We start from the raw sequence: 23,942 nt of genomic DNA on the forward strand, positions 1-23,942 counted from the left end.
CGGACTCGAACGCCTCCGTCAGGCGGACTCGACCCGCTCGACGTCGGCCAGCATCCCGGTGCGCAGCTGCTCGATGATCCGCTTGATCAGCCGCGAGACGTGCATCTGCGAGCAGCCCAGCTGCGCGCCGATGTCGGCCTGCGTGGCCTCCTCGACGAACCGCATGTGGATGATCCGGCGGTCGCGCTCGCTCAGCTCCGCGACCAGCGGGGCCAGCGTGTGGAAGTCCTCGACGAGGCCCATCGCCTCGTCCTCCTCGCCGATGAAGTCCGCCAGCACGGCCTCGCCGTCCTGGTCCTCACCGGAGAGGGCGGCGTCCAGCGAGGAGGAGTTGTAGCCGTTGGCCGCGATCTGGGCCTCGACGACATCCTTCTCGGGCAGGTTCATCAGCGTGGCCAGCTCGGCGACGGTCGGGTCGCGGTCCAGCCGGCTGGACAGCTCCTCGCGCGCCTTGGCCAGCTCCACGCGCAGCTCCTGGAGCCGGCGCGGCACGTGCACGGCCCATGTCGTGTCGCGGAAGAACCGCTTGATCTCGCCGACGATGTACGGCAGCGCGAACGAGGTGAACTCCACCTCGCGGGAGATCTCGAACCGGTCGATCGCCTTGATCAGACCGATCATGCCGACCTGGACGATGTCCTCCATGTCGTCACCGCGGTTGCGGAAGCGCCCCGCCGCGAACCGCACGAGCGACATGTTCATCTCGATCAGCGTGTTGCGCGCGTACTGGTACTCGTGCGTGCCCTCCTCCAGCGTGTGCAGGCGCTGGAAGAACTGGCGGGACAGCTCCCGTGCGTCACGGGGGGCCACCGCACGCGGTTCGACGACGGTGGGCAGCGGGTCCTCACCAGTCGCGGTGCCGATCGTGCTCGCGGCGACCGTCGGCCTGCTCATGGCGGTTTCCATTACTACCTCTCCCACGGAACTCGAACTTTCGGCTCTGACCGGGCGTGTCCAAAGCGTCGTGTCAGCGCGAATACCCGGGATCCCGGATCGCATGTCCCCCACGCGAAAAATTTTTCCGGCGCGCTCTCGGCAGCGGGCTACGCGCTCTCCAGAGCCTTGATCACGCGGTCCAGATCCTCCGGCATGACCGCGATCAGGATCTCCCCGTCGGACGACACGCACCGCACGATCCGGGACCCCGGATTGATACTGACCGCCTCCCGCAGCGAGGGCGTGCGGACCCCGGCCTGCCGCAGCCCGCCCGGCAACGCCACCTCCCGGCTGCCGAACGCGGGCTTCCAGACGAGAGGACCGACGCCTCCCACGGCCAGCCGCCCCGCCTTCCACCGAGCCCTCCGGCCCGGCCACCTCACCATGCACGGCACCCCGACGGACTCCCCACCGGCCACCGCGTCCGCCCGCCGCCGCTTCCGGCGCACCAGCCACCCGACGAGAACCGCGGCTCCGACAGAAAGCACGATGTCGATCACCCGGGCATTCAAGCATCTTCCCGAGCCGCACCGGCGGGGGCGATGCACAACGGCTGGTGGGCTTCGGGCCGGCAGCACGTCCCGCCCGGGCCCGTCTCCGCTCCCGGGCGGAACCGGGCTTTCGCGTCGGTCGACTTCTCCCAGGGCGGAACGCCGCCGGGTTCCCTCGGCGGCGGGCGTCCCTAGGGTGGGAGGATGCAGCCGATGAGCCCTCGTGCCGCCCAACAGGTCCGTGTTCTTCCCCTTCGTTCCGTGCCCGCCTCGGTGGCGCCGGATGCCCCGGTGCGGGCGCCCGGCGGGCGGGAGCCGTTGTGGCGGGATCTCGTCGGGGGTGTGCTGCGGCGGGAGCGGCTCGCACAGGAGCGGACGCTCAAGGACGTGGCCGAGGCGGCGCGGATCTCGATGCCGTACCTGTCCGAGCTGGAGCGCGGCCGCAAGGAGGCCTCCTCGGAGGTGCTCGCGGCCGCCGCCCGGGCCCTCGGGCTCGGGCTCGGTGACCTGCTCTCCCTGGCGCAGAGCGAGCTGAACCGGTACCCCCGGTCCGCGGCGCCGACCGCCTCCCACGGCGGTCTCTGCCTGGCCGCCTGAGCCGACGCACGGCAGCGCCCCCGCCCGGACGGCGTCCGGTGGCGGGGGCGCTGCCGCGAGGGCCGTCAGACGGAGACCAGCCTGCGGCTCAGTACCTCGTCGGCCAGCCCGTAGGCGACCGCCTCTTCCGCGGTGAAGATCTTGTCCCGGTCCATGTCCGCCCGCAGCGTCGCGACGTCGTGGTGAGTGTGCCGGGAGAGCACCTCCTCCACCTGGGAGCGGATCCGCACCATCTCCTTGGCCCGCACGGAGAGGTCCGAGACCGTGCCCTGCGACCCGCCCGAGGCCGGCTGCCCCAGCAGCACCCGCGCGTGTTCCAGGACGAACCGCCGCCCCGGATCGCCGCCCGCGAGCAGCACCGCCGCCGTCGACGCCGCCTGCCCGACGCAGAACGTGGAGATCGGCGCCCGCACGAACGTCATCGTGTCGTAGATCGCCATGAGGGAGGTGAAGGAGCCGCCGGGGGAGTTGAGGTAGACCGAGATCTCCTGCTCCGGGTTGGCGGACTCCAGGTGCAGCAGCTGCGCGATCACCACATTGGCGACCCCGTCGTCGATCTCCGTGCCCAGGAAGACGATCCGCTCGCTGAGCAGCCGGCTGAAGACGTCGTACGAGCGCTCGCCCTGCGCGGTCCGCTCGACGACGTACGGCACCGTGTACGAACCCATGATCACAACCCCATCTTCCGGCGCGAGGCGGCCGGGCGGACGTCGGCGAGCGACTCCACCACCCGGTCCACGATTCCGTACTCCCTGGCCTGCTCGGCGGTGAACCAGCGGTCCCGGTCGCCGTCGCGGGAGATCGTCTCCTCGCTCTGGCCGGTGTGCTCGGCGGTGATCCGCTCGATGGCCTTCTTGGTGAACTCCAGGTTCTCCGCCTGGATCTCGATGTCCGCCGTGGTCCCGCCGATCCCGGCCGACGGCTGGTGCATCATGATCCGCGCGTTCGGCAGCGCCAGCCGCTTGCCGGGCGCGCCGACGGTCAGCAGGAACTGGCCCATGCTGGCCGCGAAGCCCATCACCAGCGTCGAGACGTCGTTGGGGATCAGCCGCATGGTGTCGTAGATGGCCAGCCCGGCCGTGACCGAGCCGCCCGGGCTGTTGATGTAGAGACCGATGTCGGTGCGCGGGTCCTCCGCGGACAGCAGGAGCAGCTGCGCGCAGATCCGGTTGGCGGAGACCTCGTCGACCTGGGTCCCCAGGAAGACGATCCGCTGGTTGAGCAGCTGCGCGGCGAGCTGGTCGTCGAAGCGGTTCGGCGGGGTGTCGCCCTCCCCGGCGCGGGGCGCGAACGTGAGCGGTGGAGCCATGGGTCCTCCTCGGTGCGGCGTGCTCGTACTGCCTTCACTGTCGGCCGCGCGGGGCCGTCGCAGTCGCGTTCTCGGCCGTCGGCGAATTCGCCAGGGGCAGAGCGGAGGCCGCCAGCCCCCTCGTGCGGCGGGCCACCGAGGAGTCGCGGCGGGCCACCGAGGAGTCGTGGCGGGCCACCGAAAAGTCGTGGCGGGCCGCCACCGATGAGTTTCCGGGCCGGGATCGGTCGTAGGGGGTGACGGTCCTCGTGCACGGCGAGGACGGGACGAGAACCGAAGCGCGACGGAGCGCGACCCGAGGAGGAACCCATGGCCGGCGACGGATTCATCACATGTCTGTGGTTCGACGGCAAAGCGGAGGAGGCGGCCGGCTTCTACGTGTCGGTGTTCAAGAACTCCCGGCTCGGCCGCACGGTCACCTGCACCGAGAACGGCCCCGGACCCACCGGCTCGGTCCTGACCGTGGAGTTCACGGCCAACGGCCAGGAGTTCGTGGCGCTCAACGGCGGGCCGCAGTTCACCTTCAACGAGGCGGTCTCCTTCCAGGTCATGTGCGACGACCAGGAGGACGTCGACCACTACTGGAACCGGCTCACCGAGGGCGGCGGGGAGCACGGCCCCTGCGGCTGGCTCAAGGACCGGTTCGGCGTCTCCTGGCAGGTCGTCCCGCGCCGGCTCCTCGACATGGCCGCCGACCAGGACCGGGAGAGGGCCGACCGGGTCGTACAGGTGATGCTCTCGATGTCCAAGCTGGACATCGCGCCGCTGGAGAGGGCGTACGCGGGGGAGTGAGCGAACCCGGCCGCCGCGGTGCCGGCGGCCCACCAAGAGCGGTGCGGGCCGCTCGGGGGGCGGCCCGCACCCACCCTGACTAGCGTGGGACATGAGCGACGGGACCCGTCCGACACGAACCGGGAAAGGTGATCGACATGGCCGCACCACCCGAGGGAACGCCCGTCTGGGCGGACGCGATGTTCAGTGACGTGGAGGGAGCCAAGAGCTTCTACGGCGATGTACTCGGCTGGACCTTCGGCGAGACGTCCAGCGAGTACGGCAACTACACGCAGGCGTACTCCGACGGCAAGGCGGTCGCCGCCGTCGTACCGCCGATGCCGGGGCAGGAGGGGCACTCCGCGTGGTGCCTGTACCTGGCCTCGTCCGACGCCGCCGCGACCGCCGGCCGGATCCGGGACAACGGCGGCGAGATACTGCTGGAGCCGATGCGTGTGGGCGACTTCGGCACCATGGCGCTCGCCCGCGATCCGAGCGGCGCCGTCTTCGGCGTCTGGCAGGGCGGCACCCACGAGGGCTTCGAGGCCACCGGTGTGCCCGGGGCGTACTGCTGGGCCGAGGTCTTCACCCGCGCACCGGAGAAGTCCGACCCCTTCTTCACCGCCGTCTTCCCCTACCGCGCGCAGCGGATGGCGGACGACGCCGTCGACTTCCTGGTCTTCCGCCACGGCGAGGGCGGCGATCCGGTGCTCGGCCGGATGCGGATGACCGACGACTTCCCGCCGGAGGTCCCCTCGTACGTCAACATCTACTTCGCGGTGGACGACTGCGACGAGGCGGTCCGGCGCGCCACCGGGCGCGGGGGCGTGCTGCGGTTCGGCCCGATGGACAGCCCGTTCGGGCGGTTCGCCGCGCTGAGCGACCCGCAGGGGGCGGCGTTCACCGTGATCGACATGACGAAGCGCGAGGGGGAGATGCCGGAGCTGTCGGACGTGTCGTAACGCCGGGCGCCGCGCCGTGGCGCCGCCCGCCCGGGGGAGTGGCCGGCCGTACGGGGCGGCCGGCCGGGCGTGGCATGATCGGGGGCATGCTGGAACGTGTGGTGGCCGCCTGTGACGGGGCGTCGAAGGGAAACCCCGGACCCGCGGGCTGGGCCTGGGTCGTCGCGGACGACGCCGAGATCCCGGCCCGCTGGGAAGCCGGGCCGCTGGGGAAGGCGACCAACAACGTCGCCGAACTGACCGCCCTGGAGCGGCTGTTGTCGGCGGTGGACCCGGACGTGCCGCTGGAGATCCGGATGGACTCCCAGTACGCGATGAACGCGGTCACCAAGTGGCTGCCGGGGTGGAAGCGCAAGGGCTGGAAGACGGCGGCGGGCAAGCCGGTCGCCAACCAGGAACTGGTCGAGCGGATCGACGCGTTGCTCGACGGCCGCGAGGTCGAGTTCCGGTATGTGCCGGCCCACCAGGTGGACGGCGACCGGCTCAACGACTTCGCGGACCGGGCGGCGAGCCAGGCGGCGGTGGTGCAGGAGCCGGCGGGCAGCGAGCTGGGGTCCCCGGAGCCGGCGCCGTCGTCCGCGCCGGTGGCCACGGCTCCCCGGAAGCGAACGGCCTCCCGCGGTGCCGCCCGCACGATCAAGGCGAAGTTCCCCGGCCGGTGCGTGTGCGGCCGCTCCTACGGAGCGGGCGAGGACATCGCCAAGAACGACAAGGGCTGGGGCCACCCGGAGTGCCGCACCGCGACGTGACCTCGGGGCCCCGCCCCGAGGCGGGACGCCGGGGCCGCTGACGGCCCGTGGCGGCTTGTCGCGCGGTTCCCCGCGCCCCTCGAGGGGCGCGGGGAACCGCGCGATCTTTTCGCGGGGGGTCCGGGGGCGGGAAGGGCAGGGGCGGCGGGGCGGAAAAGGGTCTCGACGCGCACCCCGACTGCTACGCTCCGCAACCGATCGCACCCGTACCGCAACCCCAGAAGGACCCGCGTGAAGATCACGTGCATCGGCGGCGGCCCCGCGAACCTCTACTTCGCGATCCTGATGAAACTCCAGGACCCGTCCCACCACGTCACCGTCCACGAACGCGACCCCGCCGGCTCCACCTACGGCTGGGGCGTCACCTACTGGTCCCCCCTCCTCGACCGCCTCCGCACCCACGACCCCGCCTCCGCCGACACCCTCCGCGCCCACTCCGTCCGCTGGAGCGACGGCACCGCCCACCTCCGCGGCCGCACCACCGTCCACCACGGCGACGAGGGCTTCGGCATCGGCCGCCACCGCCTCCTCGACCTCCTCGCCGCCCGTGCCACCGCCCTCGGCGTCACGATCGCCTACGAGGACGAGATCCCCGCCGACGGCCCGCTCCCCGACGCCGACCTCGTCGTCGCGGGCGACGGCGTCCACAGCGCCGTCCGCACCCGCCACCCCGACCACTACGGCAGCGACCTCACCCACGGCCGCAACCGCTACATCTGGCTCGGCACCACCAAGGTCTTCGACTCCTTCACCTTCGCCTTCGTCGAGACCGACCACGGCTGGATCTGGTGCTACGGCTACGCCTACGCCGCCGACCGCAGCACCGTCGTCGTCGAGTGCGCCCCCGAGACCTGGGCCGGACTCGGCCTGGACCGGGCGACCGAGGCCGACGGCCGCGCCCTGCTGGAGAAGCTGTTCGCCGACGTGCTCGACGGCCACCCGCTCCTGAGCCGCCCCCGGCCCGACGGCGCCGCCCAGTGGCTCACCTTCCGCACCCTCACCAACCGCACCTGGCACCGCGGCAACACCGTCCTGCTCGGCGACGCCGCCCACACCACCCACTACTCGATCGGCGCCGGCACCACCCTCGCACTGGAGGACGCCTGCGCCCTGGCCGAGTCGCTGCACACGCACGGCGCCGGCGGCGACCGCACCGCGCTGCCCGCCGCGCTCGCCGGGTACGAACGCCGGCGCCGGAGCGAGCTGCTGCATGTGCAGAGCGCCGCCCGGCACAGCGCCCAGTGGTACGAGAACCTCACGCGCTACATCGATCTGCCGCCCGAGCGGATGTTCGCCCTGCTCGGCCAGCGGCACTCCCCGCTGCTGCCGTACGTGCCGCCGCAGCTCTACTACCACCTGGACCGGGCGGCGGGACAGGTCGAGGCGCTGCGCCGGCTGAAGCGCTGGCTCGGCCCGCGGCTGGCCCGCACCGTGCACGCCGCCCGAACGCCGCGCTGAGGCGGGCCGGTTGCCGGGTGACCGAGAGGGGTGAATGGCGATTCACCCGGTAAGGTGAATAACCATTCACCCGCTTTCCGCGCGGCCCCGCCGCGCCGCACCGCCCTCTGGAGCATCCGTGGCCCCGATACCCACCCCGTCCACCGGCCCCGGCACACCCCCGGAGCCCGGCGGACGGGCGGGGCTGCGGGAGCGGATGACGATTCCGGCGCTGGCCTACGGCGGCATCCTCATGGCGGTGATGCAGACGGTCGTCGTGCCGCTGCTGCCCGACCTGCCCCGGCTCACCGGCTCCTCGCCGGGCGCCGTCTCCTGGACGGTCACCGCCACCCTGCTGTCCGGCGCGGTCCTCACCCCCGTGCTGGGCCGCGCCGGTGACATGTACGGCAAGCGGCGGGTACTGCTCGGCGCCCTCGCGCTGATGACGCTCGGCTCCGTGATGTGCGCCCTGACCTCCACGATCGGTGTCCTCATCGCGGCCCGGGCGTTGCAGGGCGCGGCCGCCGCCGTCGTCCCGCTGTCGATCAGCATCCTGCGGGACGAACTGCCGCCGGAGCGGACCGGTTCGGCGGTGGCGCTGATGAGTTCCACCGTCGGCATCGGCGCCGCGCTCGGGCTGCCGCTCACCGCGCTGATCGTGCAGTACGCCGACTGGCACGTGATGTTCTGGGTGACCAGCGCGCTGGGCGCGAGCGGCGTCGCGCTGGCCTGGTGGGCGGTGCGCGAGTCGCCGGTGCGCGAGCCCGGACGCTTCGACGTGCTCGGCGCGCTCGGCCTGGCCGCGGGGCTCGTCGCGCTGCTCCTCGCGGTGTCGCAGGGCGGCACCTGGGGCTGGACGAGCCCGCGCGTCCTCGGCCTGTTCGGCGCCGCCGTGCTGGTGATGAGCGCGTGGTGGGTCCAGCAGCGGCGTGCCGCGCGGCCGCTGGTCGATCTGCGCCTCGCCGTCCGGCCGCGCGTGGCGCTGCCGCACCTCACCGCGCTCCTCGTCGGCTTCGGCTTCTACGCCAACTCGCTCGTCACCGCCCAGCTCGTCCAGGCGCCGAAGGCCACCGGATACGGGCTCGGGCTGTCCATCGTGGCCAGCGGCCTGTGCCTGCTGCCCAGCGGGGTGATCATGCTGCTGTTCTCGCCGGTCTCGGCCCGGATCTCCACCGCGCGCGGCCCCCGCGTGACACTCGCCCTCGGCGCCGGCGTCATCGTCGCCGGCTATGTCATGCGGATCGCGGACAGCACCGACCTGTGGATGATCATCACGGGGTCGGCGGTGGTGTCCCTCGGCACCACGCTCTCCTACTCGGCCCTGCCCACGCTGATCCTGCGGGCGGTGCCGGCCGGGCAGACGGCGTCCGCGAACGGCGTCAACGTCCTGATGCGCACGATCGGGCAGGCCACGTGCAGCGCGGCCGTCGCCGCCGTACTCGTCCACCACACCCGTGGCATCGGCGGCGCCCCGGTGCCCACGCTGCACGGCTATCTGCTGTCGTTCGCGATGGCGGGTACCGTCGCCCTGGTGGCCTGCGTCGTCGCCCTCGCCATCCCCGGCTCGCCCGCCGGCCGCCGCGACGGGGGCGGGAGCAGGACCGTACGGGAGCGGGTCCCCGAGGACGGGGCGCTGGAAGGAGCGTGACGCCGGTGACCACGCAGCGCACGCCCGCGCCGCCCGCCCGGCGGGACGCCCGGGCCACCCGGGCGGAGATCCTGCGGGCCGCCCGCTACCTGCTGGCCCGGCACGCGCACGCCGACATCACCCTCAAGGCGGTCGCCGACCGGGCCGGGGTCAGCGCGCCGCTGATCCTGAAGTACTTCGGCAACAAGGACACCCTCTTCTCGCAGGTGATGTCCTTCGAGGCCGACGCCGACGCGCTGCTGGACGCGCCGCTCGCCGGACTGGGCCGGCACATGGTCCGCCATCTGCTGGTCAGCCAGTCCGAGCGCGGCGCCGACCCGCTGCTGCGCCTCGTCTTCGCCCCGCTCCAGGGTGCACAGGGCGACATCCTGCGCGCCAACTTCCGCACCCAGGTCGCCGGCCGGCTCGCCGCCCGGCTGACCGGCCCCGACGCCGGACTCCGCGCCGAACTGGCCGTCGGCATGCTGCTCGGGCTCGGCGTGATCTACGGCATCGCCCGCGGGGTGCGGGTGCGCGGCGCCGACATCGAGGAGATCGTCGACCGGTACGCCCCGGCGGTGCAGGCGCAGCTGGATCCCCGCTGAGCCGGGCGGACCACTGCCTCAGCGCACCCCGCGTGTCCGGAACTGGACGCTGATCCGGGGCCCCGCCGCCCGGCCGGACTTGGGGATCGCGTGCTCCCAGGTCCGCTGGCAGGAGCCGCCCATCACGATCAGGTCGCCGTGCCCGAGCGGACGGCGCAGGACCGGCCCGCCGCCGCGCGGCCGCAGCGCCAGATCGCGGGGTGCGCCCACCGAGAGGATGGCGATCATCGTGTCCTCGTGCGCGCTCCGTCCGATCCGGTCGCCGTGCCAGGCCACACTGTCCCGGCCGTCCCGGTAGTAGCAGAGCCCCGCCGTGACGAACGGCTCGCCCAGCTCGTCGGCGTAGTGCGCGGACAGCGCCTCGCGCGCCTCGGCGAGCAGCGGATGGGGGAGCGGGACGCCGGCGCCGTAGAAGCGGAGCAACCGGGGTACGTCGACGGTCTGGTCGTACATCCGGCGCCGCTCGGCCCGCCACGGGACGTCGACGGCGAGGCGTTCGAACAGGATGTCGGCCCCGGTGAGCCAGCCCGGCAGCAGATCGATCCAGGCACCGTCGTCCAGCCGGGTACGGCGCAGCCCCTCCAGCGGGCCGAGCCGGAGGTCGTCGGTCTGGTCGAACAGGGAGCCCTGGAGGTGCGTGGCCATACGACCAGCGTACCCGGCATTCGAACATATGTGCAGAAGGGGCTGCGGGCACGCCCTACGCACGGCGAGGGGCCCGCCGCACCCGCGACGGGCCCCTTGTTCCCCGCGAAAGCGTCAGTGGTCCTGCTGCGGCTTCTGCTCGCTCGGCCGGACCACCACGAACCCCTCGCCGTCCAGCCGCAGTTGGACCGCCTCGCCGGAGCCGCCGCGCAGCATCGAGCCCACCGACTGCGAGCGGTGCAGCGAGGTCGCCAGGTGGGCGCTCCAGCCGACCACCGCGTCCGTGTCCACGAACACCGGCTGCTGCGAGGAGACCGGGATGACCAGCGGGTTGCCCTCGCACACCAGCCCGAGCCTGCCGTGTCCGGAGAAGACGCTGTTGAACAGGCCGCCGCCCGCGATGCCGGACCCCTTCACCGTCTTGATCTCGTACTGGAGCGTCGAGTCGAAGCACAGCACATTGCGCCCGTTGACGGTGAACAGGTCACCGGGCTCGACGTCCACCACGAAACAGTTCTGCGCCTCGTGCGCGAACCAGGCCTCGCCCTGCCCACGCACGGTCATCAGCGGCAGCCCCTCCCCGGTGACCGCCCGCTTGAGCATGCCGCCGACACCCTGGCCCTTGCGCTCGAACTGCAAATTGCCGCGGTAGGCCACCATGGCGCCCTGCCGCGCGAGCATGTCGCCGTTCACCACATAGCGCAGGCACTTGGCGTTCTCCACGCTCATCCCGGGCGCGACGGCGGGCTGTACGACGTGGTCACTGGAAAAGAGGTCACCCTTCATGTGCGCATCGTGGCCCGGAACCAATCCTTCCGCCAACATCGCGGAGGTACGCGTACGGCAACGATCCCGCCCGCGCCCACCCGCCGCGTCGTCCCGCCCGGCCCCGGCTCACCCCGCGCCCCGGAGCGCCCGGGCCGCACCCGCGAGCACGGCCTCCGCGACCGCCGCGAGCGCGGGGGAGTCCAGCTTCCACTGCTGCCAGTACAGCGGCACGTCCAGCGGCCGGCCCGGCGCCAGTTCCGTCAGCACACCGGTCCGCAGCAGTTCCCCGGCCTGCGTCACCGGCACCATGCCCCACCCCAGGCCGGCGGCCACCGCGTCGAGGAACCCCTCCGACGTCGGCACGTAGTGCCGCCAGGCGCCGGCGCCCCGGCCGCCGAGGCGCCGTACGAACATGTCCTGGAAGTCGTCCCGCCGGTCGAAGACGATCACCGGAGCGGCGGCGAAGGCCGCCGCCGAGGCCCGCCCCGTGCCCGTTCCCCGCGCGTCCCCGTCACCGGGCCCCCGCCCGTCCCCGTCACCGAACCACCGCGCCGCGAACTCCGGCGCGGCCGCCGCCACGTACCGCATCCGCCCGAGCGCGCGCACCGAGCAGCCCGTCACCGCGTCCGGCGACGACGTCACCGCCGCCATCACCCGCCCCTCCCGCAGCAGCGTGGCGGTGTGGCTCTCGTCCTCCCGGCGCAGTTCGTAGCTGAGCCGCAGCTCCCCGGGCACCTGTTCGAGCGCGGGCAGGAACCAGGTGGCCAGCGAGTCGGCGTTCACCGCGACCGACACCCGGGTCGGCTCGGCGTCGGCGGTCATCCCCAGCTCGTCGCGCGCGTCCTTCTCCAGCCGGGCGAGCTGCCGGGCGAACCGCACCACCACCTCGCCGGACTCGGTGGCCCGCACCGGCTTGGTGCGCGTCAGCAGCACCCGCCCGGTGCGCCGCTCCAGCGCCTTCACCCGCTGGCTGACCGCCGACGGCGTCACATGCAGGACGGCGGCGGCCGCGTCGAACGTGCCCTCGTCGACCACCGCGAGCAGTGTCCGCACCTGGTCCAGGGGCAGCTCCGCCAGCCCGCGCCCGCCCGCCTCTCCGCCGTCGCTCATCTTCATATCAGCTAAAGGTACCTAAGAATCATTAGCTGTACTGCTGATCCGATTCTTCTTACGGTCTGCCGTATGAACCACACGCAGGCCCTGACCGCCGCCGCCGGATTCGGCACCGGCCTCTCCCTCATCGTCGCCATCGGCGCCCAGAACGCCTTCGTCCTGCGCCAGGGCATCCGCCGGGAGGCCGTGCTCACCGTCGTCGGCATCTGCGCCCTCTCCGACGCGGTGCTCATCGCGCTCGGGGTGGGCGGCATGGGCGCGGTCGTGGTCGCCCGGCCCGGCGTGCTCACCGCGGTCGGCGTGGTCGGCGGACTGTTCCTGCTCGGCTACGGAGCCCTGGCCGCCCGCCGGGTACTGCGCCCCGGGGTGATGAAGGTGGAGGGCGCACCGGAGCGCTCACGGCGGCGCGCGGTCCTCACCTGCCTGGCGATGACCTGGCTCAACCCGCACGTCTACCTCGACACCGTCTTCCTGCTCGGCTCGGTCGCCGCCCACCGCGGCGACCTCCGCTGGAGCTTCGGGGCCGGCGCGGCCCTCGCCAGCCTGTGCTGGTTCGCCGCGCTCGGCTTCGGGGCGCGTCCGCTCGGCCGGTTCCTGACCCGGCCGTCCGCCTGGCGGGTGCTCGACGGCCTGGTCGCGGCGACCATGCTCACCATGGGCACCCTGCTCCTCGTCGGTGCGTGACCTTGCTCGCGTTCGGTCACCGTCCGGCGGGGGTATCGCCCGGATGAGCGATAGTGAACCCTGACCAAAAAGATGTACCGAGCATCCAGGGATTCCGTGGACACCAGCGAGAGCAGTACGGCAGAACCGGAGAACGACAGCTCCACGGCGGCCCCCGGCCCCGGGGCCGCCGCACCACCCGCCACCTCCGCGGACGCGGACGGCCCCCGCCGGGGCTGGCGCCGCTTCGCCATGGACACCCGGCCGCTGCGCCACCTCGCGTTCCGCCGGCTGTGGTCCTCCACCATCGTCACGGCGGTCGGCAGCCAGCTCACCGCGGTCGCCGTGCCCAAACAGATCTACGACATCACCGGCTCCTCCGCCTGGGTCGGCTACGCCAGCCTCGCCGGACTCCTCCCGCTGATCGTCTTCGCGCTGTGGGGCGGCGCGATCGCCGACAGCATGGACCGCCGCAGACTGCTGCTGCTCACCAACTCCGGCATCGCCGTCACCTCCGTGCTGTTCTGGGCGCAGGCGGTCACCGGGCTCGACTCGGTGGCCGTACTGATGGTGCTGCTCGCCCTCCAGCAGGCCTTCTTCGGCCTCAACTCCCCGGCCCGCAACGCCTCCATCGCCCGGCTGGTGCCCGAGGAGGAACTGCCCGCGGCCAACGCGCTGGGCTCCACCGTGATGCAGACCGGCCTCGTGGTCGGCCCATTGCTGGCCGGCGTGCTCATCCCGGTCATCGGCCTCTCGGAGCTGTACCTCATCGACGCGCTCGCCCTGTGCGTCACCGTGTGGGCGGTCGTACGGCTCCCCGCGCTGCCCCCGCTGACGGCGACCGCGAAGGCCGCCGGACGCGCGGGCCTGGGCGCGATAGCGGAGGGCTTCCGCTACATCTCGCTCCACAAGGTGCTGCTGCTGTCGTTCCTCGCCGACATCATCGCCATGGTCTTCGGCATGCCCCGGGCCCTCTTCCCGCAGCTCGCCGCGGAGACCTACGGGAGCTACGGGGAGGGGCTGGCGCTGGGGCTGCTGTTCGCGGCCATCCCCATCGGCGCGGTGCTCGGCGGACTGATGTCCGGCACGTTCTCCCGCGCCCGCCGGCACGGCCTCATGGTGATCGTCGCCGTCGTGGCCTGGGGCGCGGCCGTCACCGGCTTCGGGCTCAGCGGCAACCTGTGGGTCGCGGTGGCCTGCCTCGCGGTGGCCGGCGTCGCCGACATGGTCTCCATGGTCTTCCGCGGCGCCATCCTGCTCTCCGCGGCCACGGACGAGATGCGCGGGCGCATGCAGGGCGTCTTCACGGTGGTCGTCGCGGGCGGCCCCCGCCTGGCCGACGTACTGCACGGCACGGGCGGCTCCCTCCTCGGCGCGCGGGCGGCCGTCGCGGGCGGCGGCCTGCTGGTCGTGGCGGCGACGCTGGTGCTGGCGGCGGTGACACCGGCGCTGCGGAACTACCGCGTCTGACGGGGCCGACGGGTCGGAAGGGTCGGAAGGGAAGGGGTACTTCATCCCTCGAATTCCGTTTTGGACCGGAGTACGGTCAATGTATGGGTACGGAAAACATCCTTCTGCTGGCCGCATCGAGCCACGCGTTCAATCTCGTCGGCGCCTTCGTCGGCGGTCTCGTCATCGCGGGGCTGCTGATCTGGGCCGTCACCTTCGGCATCACGGTGCGCACCCGGGAACCGGGCCCGCCGCAGCCGGACGAACAACCACATCTCCCGGACGGCGGGGCCATCCGTGAGGAGAGCGAGATGAGGGAGGCGGACGAGGTCCACCGCTGCGGCGAGGGCGAGGACCGCATCCTTCCGCACGACATGCACCGCGCCTCGACGCGGCACGCGGAGGACCAGCACCGGAGGCGCTGGGACCCGGGGTCCAGCGGGTCGTTCGGGAGTGGGGGCCTGGGCCACGTGTGAGCGGCTGCCCGGCGGGGTGGTGCGTGTGCGGTGCCGAGTGCGGGTGAGCCGTGGCTGATCGCGCAGTTCCCCGCGCCCCTTCCAGGGCGCGGGGCTGCGAGTTCCAGGGCGCGGGGCTGCGAGGGTGTAGAAACGCCCGTCACAGCAGCCGCGCCGCCGACTCCTCCGGTGTCAGGTCCGGCCGCAGCCGGCCCCACGCCGGCTGCCGCAGCATCCCCGCCCGCGTCCGCTCCCCGTACCGCACTTCCCCCACCACCCCCGGCACCACCCACCGCGCCCCCGCCACCCGCGGAGCGGGATCGAACGGGCACACCCCGGATGCCCCGGCCGCCAGCAACCCCGCCAACTCCCGCCGCTCCGCCTCGCTCCACCCCGTCCCCACACTCCCCACGTACCGCAGCCGCCCCTCCTCGTCCCACTGCCCCACGAGGACCGCCCCCGGCAGCCCCGTCAGCCGCCCCCGGCCCGGCAGCCATCCCCCGACGATCACGTCCACCACCCGCAGGTTGCGGATCTTGATCCAGGCCCGCGACCGCACCCCCGGCTCGTACACCGAGTCGAGCCGCTTGCACACCAGCCCCTCGAGCCCGCTCTCCCGGGTCGCGGCCAGCGCCCGCTCCCCGTGGCCCACCAGCGCGGCCGGCGTCGACCAGTGCGTCCCGGACAGCCCGAGCCCCTCCAGCAGGGTCCGCCGCCGCGCGTACGGCAGGCCGGTCAGCGACTCGCCGCCGAGATGCATGACGTCGAACAGCACCAGATGCGCGGGCGCACGCGCCGCCCGCCGGGCCGCCTGTGCCGGCGCGTGCGCCAGCCCCATCCGCGACTGCAACAGCTGGAAGTCGCCGCGCCCCCGCTCGTCCAGGACCACCACCTCCCCGTCGAGCACGGCCGGGGTGCCGCCGAGCGCCGCACCCAGCGGCGCCAGCTCCGGATAGGCCCCGGTGATGACCTGCCCCGAGCGGGCCCGCAGCTCGATCCGGCCGTCGCCGGGCAAATAGAGCACGACACGCTGGCCGTCCTGCTTGGTCTCGTACGCCCACCGCGCGTCCTGCCGGGCGGGCGGCAGGGAGCCGGGGGTGGCGAGCATCGGGGCGATCAGCGGCAGCTCCACGGCACAGATGTCGACACCCCCGCCCGCCCCCCCGCCCCCCCACCCCCCCAACCCCCCCAACGAGCGAACCGCGCCCCCGTGCCTTCGCGATCGACGAGTCGGACACCACCAGCAGCCCCCGCACCCGCGCCGGCCGCACCCTCAGCGGATCGGCGGCGTCGATGCCGTACCAGGACGGCACCCCGCTGCCCTTGTAGACCAGCCACACCTTCTCGCCGGGATACCGCTCCCGCAGCCGGTCGGCCAGCCGTCCCAGGTCCTGCCCCCAGTCGACGTTCGCGTCGTGCAGCCGGAGACGCGTCTTCGCCGGGCCCCCGAACGCCTCGTTGGAGTACGGCAGATAGAAGGGGTACGTCCGCAGCGAGCTGACCGCCACGAAGGCGACCAGCGCCGCCACCGCCCCGTACGCCCACCGCCGCCGCGGCGCGAGCACGCACGCCCCCGCGACGGCCAGGAAGAGCGGCATGAACAGCGCGTAGCGGGTGCCGAAGTCCCGCGCCCCGTCCATCGCCACCACCAGCAGCACGGCCGGGGGCAGCAGGACGTACGGCGCCGCCGCGCGCAGCCGGGGGACCACGAGCATCGCCGCCGCGCCCGGCAGCCACAGGGCGAGCATGCCGAGCGGTGTCTTCACCAGCAGCGCGGCCGGCAGGTAGTACCAGCGGTTGCCGGTGTAGACGTGCCCGAACAGGAACCCCTGCCAGGGCTTGTTCTCGAAGCCGAACTGGAGCCGCATCCCGTCCCGGTACGGCTCCGGGAACGGCAGGAGCCGCACCAGGAGCCCGCGGGGACCGTGCACCTCCGGCACCCCGTGGGCCGCCGCCGACCAGCGCAGCCCGGGGTCGACCGCGAGGTAGGCCGCCCACACGACGGCCACCGCGAGCAGTCCCACCCCCGCCGCCGTCCCGGCCGCCCGCAGCAGCGGCCGCAGCCGGGCCCGACGGCCGGTGGCCGGGGGAGCCTGGTCCGAGGAGCGCCGGGCCGTGGCGTACGACCACGCCGCTAGGCCCAGCACCACCGGGATCGCGGGCAGCGTGTTCATCTTCGTCGCCGACGCCGCGCCCAACGCCAGCCCGGCGACGGGCAGATACGGCAGCGGGCGGGTCCGCGCCCGCCACACCGCCCACACCGACACCAGCACGAAGCCCACCGCAGGCACGTCCAGTGTGGCGAGCGAACCGTGGGCGATCAGGTCCGGCGAGAACGCGTACAGCGCCAGCGCCGCGAGCCCGCCGACGGAGCCGGTGAGATCACGGGCGAAGGCGAACACGACCAGGCCGAACAGCAGCGTCAGCACGATCACCGGCAGCCGCGCCCAGAACATCACCCGCCACGCGTCGTTCCCCGACTCGTACAGGAGCCGCCGTCCGAGGGCGCCCTGGTCCCCGTCGAAACCGGGCGTCAGACGGGGCCGGGCGAACACCTCGCCGCCCGCGACGATCAGCTTGCCCAGGGGAGGGTGCTCGGGGTTGAAGCGCAGGCTGTGCTCGCGCACGTAGACCAGGGCGGTGCCGGCGTAGACGGGCTCGTCGATGGTGGGGGTCTGCTGCGCGGCGGCGGTGAGCATGCCGACGGCCATCTGGACCAGCAGGGCGAGCACGGCGGCAGCCGTCAGCCGACGGCGGTGCCGTACGGCCACCGTGCGGCCCCGCGGCGCCGGGGGAGGGGCGGCCTCGCGCGGGCGGCGGACGGGCAGGAAGGTGGGCATGTCCTGGCTTACGGCTGTGGTGGGCCGGGCGCTCAACGGGGCGGGCCCCGCACCCCTTCATGGCCGCGCGTACTCCTGCCGTACCAGCGCCGCCAGGCGGGCCAGGGCGTCCTGTGCGGCGGGGCGGTCGGCCTCGTCGAGTACGGCGAGCGCGTCGGCGGCGGCCTCGCGGACCGGTTGCGGTACCTCGTCCAGCGCGGCCGTGCGGTAGGCGACGGTCCGGCGGGCCTCCCGCTCCTGGGCGGTGACCCCGCCAGGGCCCGTGCACGGGAAGACGGCGGCCTCGTACGCCGTGATGTGGGCGAGTACGCCGTGGGCGATGCCCTCGGCGTACCCCTGGGCGCCTGCCCGGCGTTGGGCGGCGGCGAAGTGGGTGAGGGCGCGGTGGCGGGCGAAGAGGGCGGCGGTCAGGCCGACGGTGCCCGCGCAGGCGGCGGTGACGAGGGTGGCGGCCGGGCCGCCGAAGAGGGCGCCGATCAGGGCGCCGCTCGCTGTCGTCAGGCAGACGAGGCCGGTGACGAGCAGGAGGAGGGCGCGGGTGGGGGTGAACGGGGCCATGGCGTGCAGTTTGCCAGGGGGTGGCGGGGGCGGGGGAGTCTTTCGCCCCCGCCGCCCCTGCCCTCCCGGGCACAGCCCCCCGCGCCCCATGTCGGCCCTCCTGTGCGTGATGTGTGCCACGTGTGAAGGACGTGCCGTGCCTGCGCGGGGGCGGATCGTGGCTGGGCACGGCTTGATCAGTGATCAAGTGGGGCAAAGGGGCAGGCCGTAACGGGTTGCGTGCATTTGACACTCTGTTCCGCGCGCGGATAGGAAGCTTCGCGGAAGTGGAGAGGTGAAACGTGCGCGAGCCCAATGTGATCGGGGACTGGCAGGAGTACGACCAGGACCGGAGCGGTCTGCGCGTGCGCGTCCACGGGCTGGAGAAGGCGGAACCCCCACGGGGCCGTGAGGACGCCGCCGAGGGGCTCACCTACTTCCGGTTCCGGGTGACCGTCGAGAACCGCGGCGGCGCCCCGGTCGGTGTCTCCCTCGAGGACGGGCAGCTCGACGTGCGTACCGGTGCCGACGGCGAGAGCGCCTTCCTGGACTGGCGGAACTCGCAGTTCATCGAGGGGTACGACGTCTATCCGCTGCGGCGGGCCACGGCCGTGCTCTACGCGGCCGCCGCGGACGCCTCCCTGAACCGGGTCGACATCCAGGTGCAGGTGCGGATGGACGAGGAGTGGACCGACCGGCACCTGTGGTCGGCCGACCTGACCCTGCCCGCGGGCCCGGCCGACTCCGCCGCCCGCGCCGACGCCGGCGCGGCCGACCTCGCCGGACAGGTCAGCAACTTCCTGCGTCAGGAGGCGGAGAGGGGGCAGGGCTGAGTCCGAAGGGTCGCGAAGGGGCTCGCGGGTCACGCCCGTCCGCTCACCAGCGGCCCGGTTCCGTCCCCGTGAGCGGTGTCGACGGGCGGCCGTCGACACCGACCGGCACCTCGCCCTCCAGCATCACCCGGTGCATCACACGCGGATGCCCGAGGTGGGCGGTGTCGCCGGGGGCGAGATGGATGGTGGCCCGGTTGTCCCAGAACGCCACGCTGCCCGGCTCCCAGCGGAACCGCACGGTGTACTCGGGCCGTACCGCCTGCTCCAGGAGCATCTCGAGCAGCGCCGCGCTCTCCGCCCGCGAGACGTCGCTGATCTGCTCGACGTAGTAGCCGTTGACGTACAGCAGCCGCTCCCCGCTCTCCGGGTGCACCCGGACCAGTGGGTGCTCGGTGGCGACCTGATGGTCCAGCAGATGGCGCAGGTAGGCGTCGTCCCCGGGGCGCGGCTGGTAGCCCACGCCGAGCCGGTGCTCGGCCCGCAGCCCGTCGACGAACTCCCGCACCGGCCGGGAGAGTCCGGCGTACACGGCGGCCAGGTTGGACCAGGTGGTGTCGCCGCCGTACGGCGGTACGGTCTCGGCGCGCAGGATGGTCGCCGCGGGCGGGTCGATCCGGGCGCCGTGGTCGCAGTGCCAGCCGCGCAGCAGCGAGTGCCGGCGCCGGCGCAGCCACTCCTCGTGCTCCATCCCGAACCGTCCGCCCAGCTCCAGCCGGTCGGCGGTCGTCTCCACCTCGGGCACGTCCTTGGGCGAGGCGCTGCCGCGGCGGCCGAGCCGTACGGGCGTGCCGAAGCGGCGGGCGAGGGCCACGTGGCCGGCGTGGTCCAGGCGCTGGCCGCGGAAGAAGAGGACCTTCCAGCGCAGCAGCGCCGCGCGGATCGCCGCGACCACCGTGTCGTCGAGCGGCGCGGCCAGGTCCACGCCGTGGATCTCGGCCCCGGTGTGCCCCGCGGCCGGCCGTATCTCGAAGTCCCGGGTGTCGCGCTCCGTCCGGTCCGTCTGCGTCGTCATGTGTTCCGGCCTCCCGGTGATCGTCCGACGTCCGGGCCCAGCATGGCCGTTCGACGCGGGACGGGACAGACCGCCCGGGGCCGCGCGCACGAGGGCGTGCGGGGTGGCGGCCGCGTGTGTGTCAGCGCACGCGGCGGAAGACGTCGTCCTCCGCCTCCTCCCAGCCGGCCGCCGCCTCCGGGGCGGGGGCCGGGTCACGGGGGTGCGGCGGGGCGTCGTACGAGGACTGGTACATCGCCTCGATCTCCGTGGCGTACCGGCGGGTGATCTCGTCCCTGCGCAGCTTCATGGACGGGGTGAGCAGGCCGTTGGCCTGGTCGAAGGGTTCGGGCAGGACGCGGAAGACGCGGATGGACTCCGAGCGTGAGACGGCGCTGTTGGCCGCGGCGACCGCCCGGGTCACCTCCTGCCGCAGCGCGTTCTCCTCCCGTGCCTCGCGGGACTGCCCCTCGCCCTGGCCGGCCAGCACCGTACGCCAGTGCGGCAGGTACTCCGGGTCCAGGGTGATCAGCGCGCCCACGCACGGGCGGTTGTCGCCGACCACCACGGCCTGGTGGATCAGCGGGTGCATCCGCAGCCGCTCCTCCAGGGCCGCCGGGGCCACGCTCTTGCCGCCGCTGGTGACGATGATGTCCTTCTTGCGGCCGGTGAGCGTCAGATAGCCCTCGGAGTCGAGCCTGCCGAGGTCGCCGGTGGCGAGCCAGCCCTCCTGGAGCACCTCCTGGGTGCCGGCCTCGTCGTTGATGTACCCCTGGAACAGGGACGGGCCGCGGACCAGGATCTCGCCGTCCTGGGCGACGTGGACGTCGATGCCGGGCAGCGGTCTGCCCACCGTGCCGAACTTCTCCCGGCCCAGCGGCTGCATGGTGACCCCGCCGCTGGTCTCGGTCAGCCCGTAGCCGTCGTGCACGAGGATGCCGATGCCGGCGAAGAAGAGGGCGAGTTCACGGTTGAGCGAGGAGCCGCCGGAGACGGCGCCGCACAGCCGACCGCCGAGCGACTCACGGAGTTTGCGGTAGACGCTCTTCTCGTACAGGGCGTGCTGGAGCCGCAGATCGAGTCCGGGCCCGGAGCCGGTGCCCAGCCGCTGCCGTTCCACGGCCTCGGCGTGGTCCCGGGCTGTCCGCGCCGCGCGTTCGAACAGCGCGCCCCGGCCGGCCCGCTCGGCCGAGGCCAGGAAGCTCTTGTAGACCCGCTCGAAGACCGAGGGCACCCCGTGCAGATAAGTGGGGCGGAAGGAGAGCAGAGCGGCGGCCAGGGTCTCCGAGTGCAGATCGGGTTCGTGCGCCATCAGGAAGCCGCCGCGCAGGCACAGCGCCTGGATCATCAGCCCGTACACGTGGGAGAACGGCAGGAAGACCAGGACGGCCGGCTGCTCCCCGGGCGGGGCCGCGGTGTGGCGCCAGCCCTCGAGCAGGGTGTCGCAGGGGCTGGCCAGGCTGCGGTGGGAGAGCGCGCAGCCGCGGGGCCGGCCGCTGGTGCCGGAGGTGTAGGCGACGACGGCGGTGGAGTCGGGCAGCACGATCCGGCGCAGTGAGTCGACCGTCGCCGTCGGCACCGGGCGGCCGCGTTCGACCAGTTGCTCAAGACCGCCCGCGTCCAACTGCCACACGTGCCGCAGCCGGGGGAGCCGGGCGCAGACCGAGCCGACGGTCATGATGCCCTGCTCGTCCTCGACCACGACGCCCACGCAGTCGGCGTCCCGCAGGATCCACTCGACCTGCTCGTGCGAGGACGTCGGGTAGAGGGGGACGACCTCGGCGCCCAGCGTCCACAGGGCGCAGCTGAGGACCGTCCACTCGTACCGGGTGCGGGCCATGATGGCGATCCGGTTGCCGGGCGAGATCCCGGAGGCGACCAGCCCCCGGGCCACGTCGACGACCTCGTCGCGCAGCTCGGCCGCGCTGACGTGGATCCATCCGCCGGGGGCGTCCGGCGCGCGGCGGGCGAGCTGTGGCCGGCCGGGATCACGCGCGGCCAGCTCGAAGACACTTTCGCCGAGACCGCCGGTCATGACGGGGGCGTCCCATGGAGCGAGCCCGGAGTTGTGCATGCGCCGCCCCCCGACGTGCTTGCTTGTTGCCGGCGCCGATCAAGAGGGGACCGGCGGGGGCTCGAATCTAGCCGACGCGGACCACCGTTGGCCATGAATCCGGCGGCAATTCCCTTTCGTTGAGCGACACCGGCGACACGGTGGGTGCACCCGTGGGGGTACCGCCCGATTCGGGCACACGAAGGGAGGAAGGAGCTCTCATACTCTTCGGGGCGGAGGGTAGTCGGAAGAAGTATCGATCGGGACAGAAAGTAACAAATCCTACCGCGTAAGGCTTATCATCCCATGGTCATTCCGCTGAGGCAGCAGCTGTCGGAGGGAACCGGCCCGGGCGCGCGAGCGGCACGGCTGCGACACGTCACCTGGGAAGCCGGCTCGGTGACCGCCGCCCAGGCCCGCGAGGCCGCCCTCGCCTTCCTGACCGAGGTCGGCGACGGACGCACCCCCCTCCCGGACCGTACCCGCGACGACGTCCAGCTCGTCGTGAGCGAGCTGGTCACCAACGTCCTCCGGCACGCCCCGGGCGCCTGCGGGCTGCGGGTGGAGATGCCGCCGGACGGCCACGCCGTGCGCGTCGCCGTGTGGGACACCTCGGCCGACGTCCCCGTGGCCCAGCCTCGCAACGGCGGCCGGGTCGGCGGGCACGGACTGGAGATCGTCGAGGCGGTCAGCCGGGCGCTGACCGTGGAGTCGCTCACGGCGGGCCGCGGCAAGGAGGTCACCGCCGAGATCGAGATTCCCCGCGCCGCCCGCACCGGACCCGCCTGCTGAACACCGCACAGGGTCTCCGTCGCCGCGTGGTCGGGGTGTGCGCGCGGCGAAACGGGATATGAGCAGGACAGCCCGCAAAGGAGCCCTGCCGTGACGACGCCCAGCCCCACGCGCCTGCGTGAACTGCTCACCCACTACGCGACCGTGCGCATCGCACTCGCCGAACGGGACACCCAGGAACTACGAAGAACCCTGCGGGAGGTCAGCCGCCAACTGTGCGCGGCGACCGGCACCGAGGGCATACGCGAGGCCATCGAGGCCGCCGACGCCGCACTGGCCAGGGCCTGCTGCGCCCGGCGGACCGCCCGCCTCGCCCGCGAGACCCGCCTGGCGGCCTGACCCGCCCACCCACACGGTCACGTGGAACGACACAGCACCACACAGCACGCGGAACGAAGGGGGAAGCGCCATGACCATCGACAGACCATGGGCGTACGCACCGGACAGCGGCCACACGGAGGGACAGGTGCTCACGGGGTTCTCCGTCGCCGCGGCCGACGGGACCATCGGGCACGTGGACCGGCAGGTCGAACGGGACGGCATGCGGCATCTGATCGTGGACACCGGGGTGTGGGTGTTCGGCAAGAGCATGCTGATACCGGCCGGCCTGGTCACCGCCATCGACGGCGAGGCCCGGCGGGTGACCCTGGCCTGCACCAAGGACGAGGTGAAGTCCGCGCCCGTGTTCCGCACGGACAGCGAGACCCTCGACCCCGCGTACCTCGACCGCGTCGACGCGTACTACCGGGGTCTGCCGGCCCGCTCCCCGGAGTAGCCGCCACCGGCAGCGAAACGGCCGCCACCACCGCGGGAACGGTGGGGGCGGCCGTCGCGGTGTGCGGGGCCGGTCACCACGGCAGGAAGACGTGCACGTCCTTGCCGTCCGACTGCGTCACCACGCTCACCTGGTGGCACAGGGTGTGCACCAGATGCCACCCGATGCCGCCCCCGCCCGTGCTGGGACGGAACGGCCGCGGGGCCGGCGGCGTGGGATTGGTGTCGTGCAGCGTCACATGGACGCCGTCGAAGGTCGGGCGCATCCGCAGCTCGAACGGGCCCGGCGCGTACTGGACGGCGTTGGCGGCCAGCTCGTTGACCACCAGCAGGATGTCGTTCCAGCACTCCGGACTCCGGGGAGGGGAGACGTCCGCCAGAGTGCGCAGGAAGTCCTCCGCGGCGAACCGTGCGTCCGTCACGTTGTGCAGCTCGCCCTCGAAAGTGGCGGTGAGGTTATCGACCATGTCTATGGAAAGCCTGTCGTCCCAACGCTGCCCGGTTGCCATCTCACCCCGTTCTCGCCTGCGGTGTCACCGCTTCCG

At 73.1% G+C, this 23,942-nt stretch carries 26 protein-coding genes and 1 pseudogene; 14 read left to right on the top strand and 13 right to left on the bottom strand.

Going from position 1 to position 23,942, the window contains the following annotated elements; translation table 11 throughout:
* Positions 1-18: 18 nt before the first annotated feature.
* Both IO29_RS07815 and IO29_RS07820 read right to left on the bottom strand, forming a co-directional pair.
* Positions 19-906, bottom strand: a complete 888-nt coding sequence (locus IO29_RS07815; RefSeq protein WP_030377988.1) for an RNA polymerase sigma factor SigF — start codon at positions 904-906, stop codon at positions 19-21.
* 137 nt (positions 907-1,043) lie between these two features.
* Complete coding sequence (locus IO29_RS07820) at positions 1,044-1,424, bottom strand: hypothetical protein (RefSeq protein ID WP_158709291.1); 381 nt, start codon at positions 1,422-1,424, stop codon at positions 1,044-1,046.
* A gap of 216 nt (positions 1,425-1,640) precedes the next feature.
* On the opposite strand from IO29_RS07820, the gene IO29_RS07825 reads away from it, so the two are divergent.
* Positions 1,641-2,024, top strand: coding sequence for a helix-turn-helix domain-containing protein (locus tag IO29_RS07825; protein WP_030377990.1), 384 nt, complete (start codon positions 1,641-1,643; stop codon positions 2,022-2,024).
* A gap of 65 nt (positions 2,025-2,089) precedes the next feature.
* On the opposite strand, the gene IO29_RS07830 is transcribed toward IO29_RS07825, so the two are convergent.
* Both IO29_RS07830 and IO29_RS07835 read right to left on the bottom strand, forming a co-directional pair.
* The gene (locus tag IO29_RS07830; RefSeq protein WP_030377991.1) at positions 2,090-2,692 is read right to left on the bottom strand and encodes a ClpP family protease; all 603 of its coding nucleotides are present in this window, start codon (positions 2,690-2,692) and stop codon (positions 2,090-2,092) included.
* Positions 2,693-2,694: 2 nt separating this feature from the next.
* Positions 2,695-3,333: an ATP-dependent Clp protease proteolytic subunit gene (locus IO29_RS07835; RefSeq protein ID WP_030377992.1), complete on the bottom strand. Its 639-nt coding sequence runs from the start codon at positions 3,331-3,333 to the stop codon at positions 2,695-2,697.
* Positions 3,334-3,642: 309 nt separating this feature from the next.
* Here IO29_RS07835 and IO29_RS07845 point away from each other — a divergent pair, with 309 nt between their 5' ends.
* From IO29_RS07845 to IO29_RS07870, 6 genes are all read left to right on the top strand, one after another.
* A complete protein-coding gene (locus IO29_RS07845; protein WP_030377994.1) occupies positions 3,643-4,125 on the top strand; it encodes a VOC family protein in 483 nt (160 codons plus the stop codon).
* Between the two features lie 137 nt (positions 4,126-4,262).
* The gene (locus IO29_RS07850; protein ID WP_030377995.1) at positions 4,263-5,066 is read left to right on the top strand and encodes a VOC family protein; all 804 of its coding nucleotides are present in this window, start codon (positions 4,263-4,265) and stop codon (positions 5,064-5,066) included.
* A 74-nt stretch (positions 5,067-5,140) separates the two neighbouring features.
* On the top strand, positions 5,141-5,815 hold the full coding sequence (locus tag IO29_RS07855) for a ribonuclease H family protein (protein WP_030377996.1): 675 nt from the start codon (positions 5,141-5,143) through the stop codon (positions 5,813-5,815).
* Between the two features lie 231 nt (positions 5,816-6,046).
* Positions 6,047-7,273 carry an FAD-dependent monooxygenase gene (locus IO29_RS07860; protein WP_030377997.1) on the top strand — a complete coding sequence of 409 codons (1,227 nt, stop codon included), beginning with the start codon at positions 6,047-6,049 and terminating at the stop codon, positions 7,271-7,273.
* A 196-nt stretch (positions 7,274-7,469) separates the two neighbouring features.
* Positions 7,470-8,900, top strand: a complete 1,431-nt coding sequence (locus tag IO29_RS07865; protein WP_051707372.1) for an MFS transporter — start codon at positions 7,470-7,472, stop codon at positions 8,898-8,900.
* 5 nt (positions 8,901-8,905) lie between these two features.
* Positions 8,906-9,484, top strand: coding sequence for a TetR/AcrR family transcriptional regulator (locus IO29_RS07870; protein WP_030377999.1), 579 nt, complete (start codon positions 8,906-8,908; stop codon positions 9,482-9,484).
* 18 nt (positions 9,485-9,502) lie between these two features.
* Here IO29_RS07870 and IO29_RS07875 read toward each other — a convergent pair whose 3' ends face one another.
* The 3 genes from IO29_RS07875 to IO29_RS07885 form a co-directional block, all read right to left on the bottom strand.
* On the bottom strand, positions 9,503-10,129 hold the full coding sequence (locus tag IO29_RS07875) for an alpha-ketoglutarate-dependent dioxygenase AlkB (protein WP_030378000.1): 627 nt from the start codon (positions 10,127-10,129) through the stop codon (positions 9,503-9,505).
* A gap of 114 nt (positions 10,130-10,243) precedes the next feature.
* The gene (locus tag IO29_RS07880; RefSeq protein WP_030378001.1) at positions 10,244-10,915 is read right to left on the bottom strand and encodes an AIM24 family protein; all 672 of its coding nucleotides are present in this window, start codon (positions 10,913-10,915) and stop codon (positions 10,244-10,246) included.
* A 108-nt stretch (positions 10,916-11,023) separates the two neighbouring features.
* The gene (locus tag IO29_RS07885; RefSeq protein ID WP_051707373.1) at positions 11,024-12,013 is read right to left on the bottom strand and encodes a LysR family transcriptional regulator ArgP; all 990 of its coding nucleotides are present in this window, start codon (positions 12,011-12,013) and stop codon (positions 11,024-11,026) included.
* Positions 12,014-12,079: 66 nt separating this feature from the next.
* Between IO29_RS07885 and IO29_RS07890 the strand changes: the two genes are divergently transcribed.
* From IO29_RS07890 to IO29_RS07900, 3 genes are all read left to right on the top strand, one after another.
* Positions 12,080-12,694: a LysE/ArgO family amino acid transporter gene (locus IO29_RS07890; protein WP_030378003.1), complete on the top strand. Its 615-nt coding sequence runs from the start codon at positions 12,080-12,082 to the stop codon at positions 12,692-12,694.
* A gap of 72 nt (positions 12,695-12,766) precedes the next feature.
* Positions 12,767-14,143 carry an MFS transporter gene (locus IO29_RS07895; protein ID WP_106969715.1) on the top strand — a complete coding sequence of 459 codons (1,377 nt, stop codon included), beginning with the start codon at positions 12,767-12,769 and terminating at the stop codon, positions 14,141-14,143.
* Positions 14,144-14,226: 83 nt separating this feature from the next.
* Positions 14,227-14,598: a DUF6479 family protein gene (locus IO29_RS07900; protein WP_030378005.1), complete on the top strand. Its 372-nt coding sequence runs from the start codon at positions 14,227-14,229 to the stop codon at positions 14,596-14,598.
* 139 nt (positions 14,599-14,737) lie between these two features.
* Here IO29_RS07900 and IO29_RS07905 read toward each other — a convergent pair whose 3' ends face one another.
* The 3 genes and pseudogenes from IO29_RS07905 to IO29_RS07915 form a co-directional block, all read right to left on the bottom strand.
* Positions 14,738-15,709 (bottom strand): ATP-dependent DNA ligase, encoded by a 972-nt coding sequence (locus IO29_RS07905; RefSeq protein WP_037840527.1) that lies wholly within the window; start codon positions 15,707-15,709, stop codon positions 14,738-14,740.
* 70 nt (positions 15,710-15,779) lie between these two features.
* Positions 15,780-17,417: pseudogene (locus IO29_RS36390) on the bottom strand (ArnT family glycosyltransferase); the annotation flags it as partial.
* A gap of 57 nt (positions 17,418-17,474) precedes the next feature.
* Entirely contained in the window at positions 17,475-17,975 is a 501-nt protein-coding gene (locus tag IO29_RS07915; RefSeq protein WP_030378008.1) for a hypothetical protein, read from the bottom strand.
* Positions 17,976-18,256: 281 nt separating this feature from the next.
* On the opposite strand from IO29_RS07915, the gene IO29_RS07920 reads away from it, so the two are divergent.
* Positions 18,257-18,787 (top strand): hypothetical protein, encoded by a 531-nt coding sequence (locus IO29_RS07920; protein ID WP_030378009.1) that lies wholly within the window; start codon positions 18,257-18,259, stop codon positions 18,785-18,787.
* Positions 18,788-18,830: 43 nt separating this feature from the next.
* On the opposite strand, the gene IO29_RS07925 is transcribed toward IO29_RS07920, so the two are convergent.
* On the bottom strand, positions 18,831-19,799 hold the full coding sequence (locus IO29_RS07925; RefSeq protein WP_030378010.1) for a TauD/TfdA dioxygenase family protein: 969 nt from the start codon (positions 19,797-19,799) through the stop codon (positions 18,831-18,833).
* A 121-nt stretch (positions 19,800-19,920) separates the two neighbouring features.
* Positions 19,921-21,852, bottom strand: coding sequence for an AMP-dependent synthetase/ligase (locus IO29_RS07930; protein ID WP_030378011.1), 1,932 nt, complete (start codon positions 21,850-21,852; stop codon positions 19,921-19,923).
* Positions 21,853-22,137: 285 nt separating this feature from the next.
* Between IO29_RS07930 and IO29_RS07935 the strand changes: the two genes are divergently transcribed.
* The 3 genes from IO29_RS07935 to IO29_RS07945 all read left to right on the top strand — a co-directional run bounded on the left by IO29_RS07935 (position 22,138) and on the right by IO29_RS07945 (position 23,398).
* Entirely contained in the window at positions 22,138-22,623 is a 486-nt protein-coding gene (locus tag IO29_RS07935; protein WP_030378012.1) for an ATP-binding protein, read from the top strand.
* Positions 22,624-22,713: 90 nt separating this feature from the next.
* Complete coding sequence (locus IO29_RS07940) at positions 22,714-22,962, top strand: DUF5133 domain-containing protein (protein ID WP_033225648.1); 249 nt, start codon at positions 22,714-22,716, stop codon at positions 22,960-22,962.
* A 70-nt stretch (positions 22,963-23,032) separates the two neighbouring features.
* Complete coding sequence (locus IO29_RS07945; protein WP_030378014.1) at positions 23,033-23,398, top strand: hypothetical protein; 366 nt, start codon at positions 23,033-23,035, stop codon at positions 23,396-23,398.
* Positions 23,399-23,471: 73 nt separating this feature from the next.
* Here IO29_RS07945 and IO29_RS07950 read toward each other — a convergent pair whose 3' ends face one another.
* On the bottom strand, positions 23,472-23,906 hold the full coding sequence (locus IO29_RS07950; RefSeq protein ID WP_030378015.1) for an ATP-binding protein: 435 nt from the start codon (positions 23,904-23,906) through the stop codon (positions 23,472-23,474).
* Positions 23,907-23,942: the final 36 nt, after the last annotated feature.

It is taken from the genome of Streptomyces sp. NRRL F-6676 (genome assembly GCF_000725625.1).
Lineage (GTDB): Bacteria > Actinomycetota > Actinomycetes > Streptomycetales > Streptomycetaceae > Streptomyces.